The sequence below is a fragment of the Rhodopirellula sp. JB055 genome (genome assembly GCF_043100905.1).
Classification (GTDB): Bacteria; Planctomycetota; Planctomycetia; order Pirellulales; family Pirellulaceae; genus Rhodopirellula.
Window position 1 is genome coordinate 1 of sequence record NZ_JBICHO010000528.1, and the last position, 7,669, is coordinate 7,669.

Sequence of the window (7,669 nt, forward strand, 5' to 3'; positions counted from 1 at the left end):
GGTTTCCCACTCATCAGCGAGTCGTGTTCGGGTATCGGCAGCGGGAGGGTGCGCTGCGGGGTTGCCCCAAAACCTCGCCAGCGAGTTGGACGGTGTCTGCCCCGGGGCTCGGGAATCGGGGGCTCCAGTTTGCAGCAGAGCGTCGGCGGCTGACGATGGCCGCGCTGTATTGCGTGCTTGGGAGGCAAACGAAGTGGACGTTTCGGTGTCCCAAGGCGAGGGTTTCTCAAAGGTCTGGATGTCGTAACGATCTGGTAAATCGCAGCCACCAGCAATCAACGCGGCGGCAAGGCTCGCCAGCCAGAACACGCTGCTGAATGGCCGTTTTTTCGCGTTTGACTCAGGGCGAAAAAAGGATGGACAAACAGAGCGAGGCAAATCGCAAAGGAAGCCGGTCAAAACCCGAGGGGATGCAGTTCGATCCATCATGAACTAGTCGCTCAAGAGCGTCTTCAGAGAAGCGTTTTTAAAAATGGCGGCGCGTGACCACCGCTGACTTCTCAATGTCGGGGCCCAGCCGTGTGTGTCAACCTCTTTCACGCGGATCTGTCTGGGGGAAAACCTCCTGGGAGGCGAGTGGCGCGAAGCGATTGTTTGGATTGTGACGGTGAAAACGGTTGGGAGGCCGTCCTGTGGTTCATTCAGCGAGTTTTGAGCGGTTCTCGGACAGTTGCGGGGTCTGAGCCAAGACGTGACCTAGCTTTGTGTGTTCACCAGTCGCAGCGGTGAACCGGCTCAGGCAATCTTTTCCACCCTGGTGTCGTCATCACACACGCGTCGAAAATTACCAATCAAATGGGCTTTCTCAAACGCATCCTTCGTCCGATGGCACAGGACGACGCGATTCCAACATCCGCACCTGGCAGCTTCGAGTGTCTTTCCGACGAAGAGTTGCAGGTTCACATGGGGATCAAAACCTATGGAATGTTCGAATTGACCGACGCCATCCGACCGTCCTACGACGTGCAGATTTCGCCACGTCAGGGATTCCGGTACGACAAGTACGTCGACGAATCCAACGGATCGACCACTCCGGTGATCATGGCCTCCGCATCCAAACCTGTTTTGATGGATGTGTTTTTGGACCTGATCGATCAACTCGGCAACGTGGTCGATGTCGTGCTGGAAACCAGTCATCACAGTTCTTCGCAGCACGAAGATCTGTATCGCGAACACATCGATGTTCCCGTGCTGAAAAGCATTCTGATGGAATTCGAAGATGTGTTGCTCAACGATGGCTGCACCGGCATCGCGATCATCAACACGGCCAAGCAACAGGAAGTCCAACTGGACGAGCACAAGCTGTTGATTGCCTATGGAACGCCACTGGATGGATTCCGCCAAACGCTGATCAACTCGGACGTGTATCCCGATGATTCAATCAAATTCATCACGGAAGCAGAACATGTGCACAGCAGTAGCGAACGGCTGTACGACAAATTTCAGCAGTTCAAGACACGCTTGGGTGTCGAAGACGAACACGACCCCGATTGTGGTGCTTGGTGATCAGCCGGACTGGCTCGTTCCATTTCATTGAGTCGTCATCGCTTCCGCTGCGATCACCAGTGTGCCGACGACTGACTCAGGAATTGCACGGTAGTTCGTTCCGATTCCTGCTTCGGCCAGCTTGTCGCGGACGCTTTGCGTGAAGGCAGGCTGATGAATCAGGACGCTGCCGGTGCCTGCCAACGAGCACGCTTGGGTGGGCATGCTCAGTCGATCGATCAATGTCCTGACCATCTCCGCCAAGTCCGTCGATGCTTGATCAAGGATCCGCCTCGCAACCGGATCCCCCACCTCAGCCACCTCAAAGACGAGTGGCGCGAGCGAGGCGATCATGACTCGGTTGTCGGGGGCTGCATGAAGGATCGGGATCAATTCACTGGCCGAAGTGATTCCATGATGACCTAGCAATCGTTCGTGCAGTTGTGTGCTGGGGCCGCGACCGTCGTCATCGCGAACTGCCGCTCGGTGAGCTGCGAGTGAAATCTGGTAGCCACTGCCTTCATCGCCCAGCAAGCTTCCCCAGCCGCCGCAGCGGGCCCTGTCGCCATTCGCATTCCGACCCAGCGCCAGCGAACCGGTTCCCGCGATTAACGCCACGCCGACCCCATCGGATGAGGCGGCATACAACACCGGCAAAGCATCATCGACAACCCTCAATTGGCGTGCCAATTGACATTGATCCGCCCAAGACCGGATGCGTTGTTGTTCGGAATCTCGACCGGCACCAGCGAGTGCCAAGCAGGCACTCTCGACGGTGATTCGGGAACGTTCCGCATCGACGAAGGCTCTCTCGATCGCCTGATTCAAATGGTTAAACGCCGTCTCGAAGCCAACGCCGCGAACATTGGACGGGCCCGAACGCCCTCGCCCAATGATTTCCATCGTGTTGGTGACATCAGTCTTGGAGGTGAAGTCGCACCTCGCCAACCAAGCGACGGTCTTGGTCCCACCCCCGTCGATTCCCAAAATGAGTCCGTCTGACGCATTCATTCGGAAGCTGTCGCGAGCAAGCGACTGAGGTGTCCGTCGACGTCGATCAGCATTTGACGTGCGGCCTGCGGCGAAACCTTTCTCATGTGAACAACGATCGCGGTCTTCACTTCCCCGTCGCATTGTCGCAGCAACCGTTCGGCTTGATCCGTTGGAATCCCCACAATTTCAGACAACATCTGCCGCGATCTCGCCACAAGTTTTTGATTGGTCGCACGGACGTCGACCATGCGATTGCCAAACGTCTTGCCGATCCGAATCATGGCACCGGTGGTCAACATGTTCAGCACCATCTTGGTCGCTGTGCCGGCTTTCAATCGAGTGGATCCGCTGACGACTTCTGGCCCGACAACCGGTGCGATCATGATCTGGGAAAGCGGTCGCAATTGGCAGTTTGAATTGCAACTCAATCCCACCGTGACAGCGCCGACGGACCGGGCGTATTTCAAACCGCCGATGACGTAGGGCGTTCGCCCGCTGGTGGCGATCCCCACCAACACGTCGTTGCTGGACAAATTGATCTCAGCCAAATCACGTTCGGCATATTCCGGATGGTCTTCAGCCCCTTCGATCGCACGAGTCAGGGCTTCTGGTCCGCCGGCAATCACACCGACGACCATTTCGGGTGGGGTCCGGAATGTCGGCGGGCACTCGCTGGCGTCGAGCACCCCCAACCGACCGGACGTGCCTGCGCCCAGATAAATCAATCGCCCGTTGGACCGGAATTTGTCTGCGATCGCATCCACCGCCAGTGCGATCTGCTGGGCTTGCGTGTTCACAGCCTCCGCGACCAAGGCATCTTGCGAGTTGATGAGCTGAACGATCTGCAGCGCCGACAACGAATCGATCTGGGCAGAGGCCGGGTTGCTGGCTTCCGTGGTCAATTGATTCAACTGGTTCAGCATGGTGAATGGTATCGCATGAGTGTTTCCCTGGTCGCAACAAACCTTGTTACAACGAAATACCTCGCCACAACAAAATACAGTAAGGTAGCCGCACGGGTGAGGCGGGGCGGATTCACTTTGACCGATGGACTTCAGCAAACGAGATTCGACACTTGGCTATCAGTTCCTTTGACCTCGCCGTCCTGGTCATCTACATGCTCGCGATGGTTGCCTTTGGTCTCTGGGTGGGCCGGGACCAAAAGGATTTGGCGGGTTACTTGCTGGGGGGACGGGACATGCCGTGGTGGTCGATCCTGGGATCGATCGTCGCGACAGAAACCAGCACCGCGACATTCTTGAGCGTGCCCGGGATCGCATTCGCGGTCGATGGCGACATGCGTTTTTTGCAATTGGGAATGGGGCTGGTCATCGGCCGTTTGATTGTTGCTGTCGTGTTGGTGCCTCTCTTTCGCCGCGGCGAAATCTTTTCAGCCTATGAGATTCTGAACACGCGATTTGGTGGTGCCAGCAAGCGTTTCGCATCGCTGCTGTTCTTGGTCACTCGAAACTTGGGCGATGGATTGCGTCTGTTCTTGGCTGGCATCGCATTGGAAAAGGTCCTCAGCGTTGACTTGGTTAGCTGCATCGTGATCCTGGGCGTCTTCACGATCATCTACACGTTCTTTGGCGGGATCAAAGCCGTGATCTGGAGCGACTGCATTCAGTTGGTCGTTTACATGGTCGGCGGGGTGCTGTCGTTGATGATTCTCGTCAGATACTTCCCTGGCGGCTGGCAACAACTGGTCGAATTTGGTCAGGAGACCGGGCGTTTCGATGTCTTTGATTTTCGCGTTCGATCCACCGAGACCTTCAGTGTGCTGACCGAGCCCTTCACGTTCTGGTCGGGAGTCATCGGCGGAGCGGTGTTGACGCTGGGAACTCACGGGACGGATCAAATGATCGTTCAACGTTACTTGGCCGCTCGCAGCACGGTGGATGCGCAGCGAGCCGTGGTTGCCAGCGGCGTGGTGGTTTTGATCCAGTTCGCATTGTTTTTGTTTCTGGGGGTTGCGTTGGCATGTTTCTATTCGCAAATTCATCCGCGAGTGTTTGAACACAACGACGAAGTTTTCGCGGCATTCATTGTTGACTACCTGCCGGTTGGTTTGGTCGGCCTCACGCTGGCTGCCGTGTTCGCGGCTGCCATGTCGACGTTGTCCAGTTCGCTGAATTCTTCCGCATCGGCAGCCGTCTCGGATTTCTACCAACCTTGGCTGCTCGCTCGCCGCAATGGAGCGGCGGACAAGGAAGCTGAAGAGAAGCGTTCCGGCAACGAAACGTCTGACAACCTTCTCGGTGTCAGTCGCAAGCTGACCATCGGCTTTGGGGGGATTCAGATCGCGATTGGGATCGGTGCGAGCTATCTTTCCAACAGTGTCATCAGCGATGCACTCGCTATCGCCGGCTTCACGGCTGGGATTTTGCTCGGCGTTTTCTTGCTTGGGATTCTGACCACTTCCGCTCACCAACGCGGTGCGTTGATTGGAATGGTCTCGGGAATGGTTGTGCTCACGGCGATCAAGTTTGGAACGTCCGTGGCTTGGCCGTGGCTAGCGATCATCGGCTCCGTCACCACGTTCACGGCAGGCTACCTTGCTAGTCGCTTGCTCCCGGCTAAGCAACGAGCGGACAACTGACAATTTTTCCTCACCGAATGACTCTGAAATACCGAGCGTACATGTTCTCCTTCAAATCCATCATGTTTCGTCTGTCCGCCGCGGTTTGTCTGTTTGCGATCACGCTTTCGGTCTCGCACTCCAAACCCGCCGCGGCTCAAGTTCTGGCCGGAATCGATGTCCTGCAGCGAGATGATTTCGCGAGCCTTGCTGGCCAAAAGGTGGGGCTGATCACGAATCACACGGGCACGAACCTGATCGGAGCCTCAACGGTTCAGTTGCTGCACGATTCGAAGGAGGTGGACCTGGTCGCTTTGTTCAGTCCTGAACATGGGTTTGTGGGCCAACTGGAACAAGCCAATATCGACGACCAACAGGATGCGTTGACCGGATTGAAGGTTCACAGTCTGTACGGCAAAACGCGAGTTCCGACAGCGGAGATGCTGGAAGGCATCGACACGTTGGTCTTTGATATTCAGGACATTGGCGTTCGTTTCTACACCTACATCTCGACGATGGGTGGCGCGATGAAGGCGGCGGCAGAGAATGATGCTCGGTTTGTTGTTTTGGATCGGCCCAATCCAATCAGCGGGACAGAGGTGCAAGGTCCCGTCACCGATGAGGGAAGCGAGTCGTTCATCGCTTACCACCGCATTCCCGTCCGGCACGGAATGACGATTGGTGAGCTGGCCAAAATGTTTCAAGCGGAGTGGGAACTCGATCTGGATTTGCAAGTCATCCCGATGGAAGGCTGGGAAGGCCGTCCAGGGTTTGATCAAACCGGACGCATGTGGATCAACCCATCACCCAATATGCGAAGCCTCAACGCGGCCTACCTGTATCCGGCGATTGGATTGTGGGAGACGACCAATTTGTCCGTGGGCCGTGGCACGGACACGCCTTTTGAACACTTCGGTGCTCCCTGGATCGACGCGTTGGAACTGGCGGGTGAACTGAACGCACAAGGGTTGAGCGGGGTGAGATTTGTTCCGATCGAGTTCACACCGGACGCCAGTCAGTTCGCTGATGAAAAGTGTGGCGGAGTGAACGTGATCCTGACTCAGCGAGCTGAGTTTGACCCGTTGCGAACGGCGATGACCATTGCCGTGACGTTGAGAGAACTAGCTCCCAACGACTGGAATACGAAGTCACTGAACCGTTTGTTGGTTAGCCAGAAAACAGCGGAAGGAATTCTTGGCGGTCACTCGGTGGAGCAGTTGCAGGCGGCCTACGAAGAAGAGTTGGCTGAATTCGGAGCACGTCGGGAAAAGTACTTAATGTATCGTTGATGTTGCTGGGCAATCGGTTGTTGTGGTGGACGAGGTGACGAGTCTTTGTGCAAGGGACTCGTCGCTTCGTCCACTACCCATTTGTCGTTCGCTGCTCACGTCTCGTTTGAAACAGCCAACATGTCTTCCGAACCTCTCTCCGCAAACGCGACGTCATCGCATGAGTCAAAATCGGCGTCCAGTTTGCTCACGCGGTTGTTGACCCCGCGAAACTTGGCGGTGTTCGTCTTTCTCGTCCTGCCGCTATCACTGATTTTTCTGGTGCTGGCTTGGTGGTTCGCTCGCCAGAACGCGGCGGCTCAGGAACTGGCCGACCGCAAAGATGATTTGCTCGCCAGCGGTTTGCCAATCGATGCGGAGTCGTTGCTGGACTACCGCAGGGAACGGATTGATTCATCGCGTAGCCAGGAATGGCAACGCATCCTTGATGAAATCGAATCGGACGCGTTCCAGGAATCCAGCGAAGACGTTCCGATCATTGGCCTGGCTTTCGAAGAAGAACCGGAGGAGTACGTCTATGGGCAACCCTATTCGAACCATTTGGTGGCAAGGAACTACCTGAGTGAATGGTCGGGGCTGCTGCAGCGAATTCATTTGATCACTGAGGGCAGTCGTGGCGTGTGGACGCCAATGAACCCTGATGATCTCTTTCCTCGTATTGGGCCGCCAAGAGATGTCAGTCGACTGTTGCATTTGGAGTTGGAAGACGCACTTCGTCGCAACGACTTTTTGCATGCGGGGCACTGTGTGTTGGCCCTGATTGGAAATGCACGGGGGTTGGAAGAGGAGCCGATGGCGGTTTCGCAGTTGGTCAGTGTGGCAATGCTCGAGGTCGCTCTGGATGCCATCAAGACCGCCGTGCAAATCAATTGCTTTGATGATGAGCAGTGGCGAGCGGTGTTGGAGCAACTCGAGGGACTTGAAGAGATTGAACCTCGCTACCAACGGTTTCTGATTGGCGAGCGAGCTTGGGTGCTGCCATTGTTTGAAGACCCGGAGCTTCTCGAGGAATTGGGAGGAGACGCCATTGAGTATCAATTGCCAGGTGGGCATTCCATCGATGCCTTGGAGACACTGGCCATGTACGACCGGCTGGAGCTTGTTCCCACCGATGATTTGACCACCTTTTTCGAGGAGATCGAAAGTCTGGAAACTTCGGTGCAGGCTTCTTTCCAATCCCGAAATTGGCTGCAAAAACTGGACACTCAAGTCACCGAAATGACAATGCCGAGTTTGGGTGCGATGAATCAAGCCTTTGTCCGCTCCGCCATGCATGTGCGTCTCGCGAAAACAGCCATCCTGGCTCGATTGTTTCAGCACCGAG

General features: G+C 55.9%; 6 protein-coding genes and 1 pseudogene. 4 read left to right on the top strand and 3 right to left on the bottom strand.

Annotated features, from left to right (window positions below; all coding sequences use genetic code 11):
• Positions 1–309: pseudogene (locus ACF8AM_RS20585) on the bottom strand (transglutaminase family protein); the annotation flags it as partial.
• 486 nt (positions 310–795) lie between these two features.
• Here ACF8AM_RS20585 and ACF8AM_RS20590 point away from each other — a divergent pair.
• A complete protein-coding gene (locus ACF8AM_RS20590; RefSeq protein WP_392557452.1) occupies positions 796–1,506 on the top strand; it encodes a hypothetical protein in 711 nt (236 codons plus the stop codon).
• Between the two features lie 24 nt (positions 1,507–1,530).
• Here the strand turns inward: ACF8AM_RS20590 and ACF8AM_RS20595 are convergent, their stop codons facing one another.
• Together ACF8AM_RS20595 and murQ are read right to left on the bottom strand one after the other, a co-directional pair.
• Positions 1,531–2,496, bottom strand: a complete 966-nt coding sequence (locus ACF8AM_RS20595) for an N-acetylglucosamine kinase (protein WP_392557453.1) — start codon at positions 2,494–2,496, stop codon at positions 1,531–1,533.
• Positions 2,493–3,401, bottom strand: a complete 909-nt coding sequence (gene murQ, locus ACF8AM_RS20600) for an N-acetylmuramic acid 6-phosphate etherase (RefSeq protein WP_392557454.1) — start codon at positions 3,399–3,401, stop codon at positions 2,493–2,495. The genes ACF8AM_RS20595 and murQ overlap by 4 nt, the downstream gene beginning before the upstream one ends.
• 152 nt (positions 3,402–3,553) lie before the next feature.
• On the opposite strand from murQ, the gene ACF8AM_RS20605 reads away from it, so the two are divergent.
• The 3 genes from ACF8AM_RS20605 to ACF8AM_RS20615 all read left to right on the top strand — a co-directional run.
• Positions 3,554–5,077 (top strand): sodium:solute symporter, encoded by a 1,524-nt coding sequence (locus tag ACF8AM_RS20605; RefSeq protein ID WP_392557455.1) that lies wholly within the window; start codon positions 3,554–3,556, stop codon positions 5,075–5,077.
• A gap of 41 nt (positions 5,078–5,118) precedes the next feature.
• A complete protein-coding gene (locus ACF8AM_RS20610; RefSeq protein ID WP_392557456.1) occupies positions 5,119–6,345 on the top strand; it encodes an exo-beta-N-acetylmuramidase NamZ domain-containing protein in 1,227 nt (408 codons plus the stop codon).
• Between the two features lie 120 nt (positions 6,346–6,465).
• On the top strand, positions 6,466–7,669 hold a 1,204-nt coding region (locus ACF8AM_RS20615), incomplete at its 3' end, for a hypothetical protein (RefSeq protein WP_392557457.1).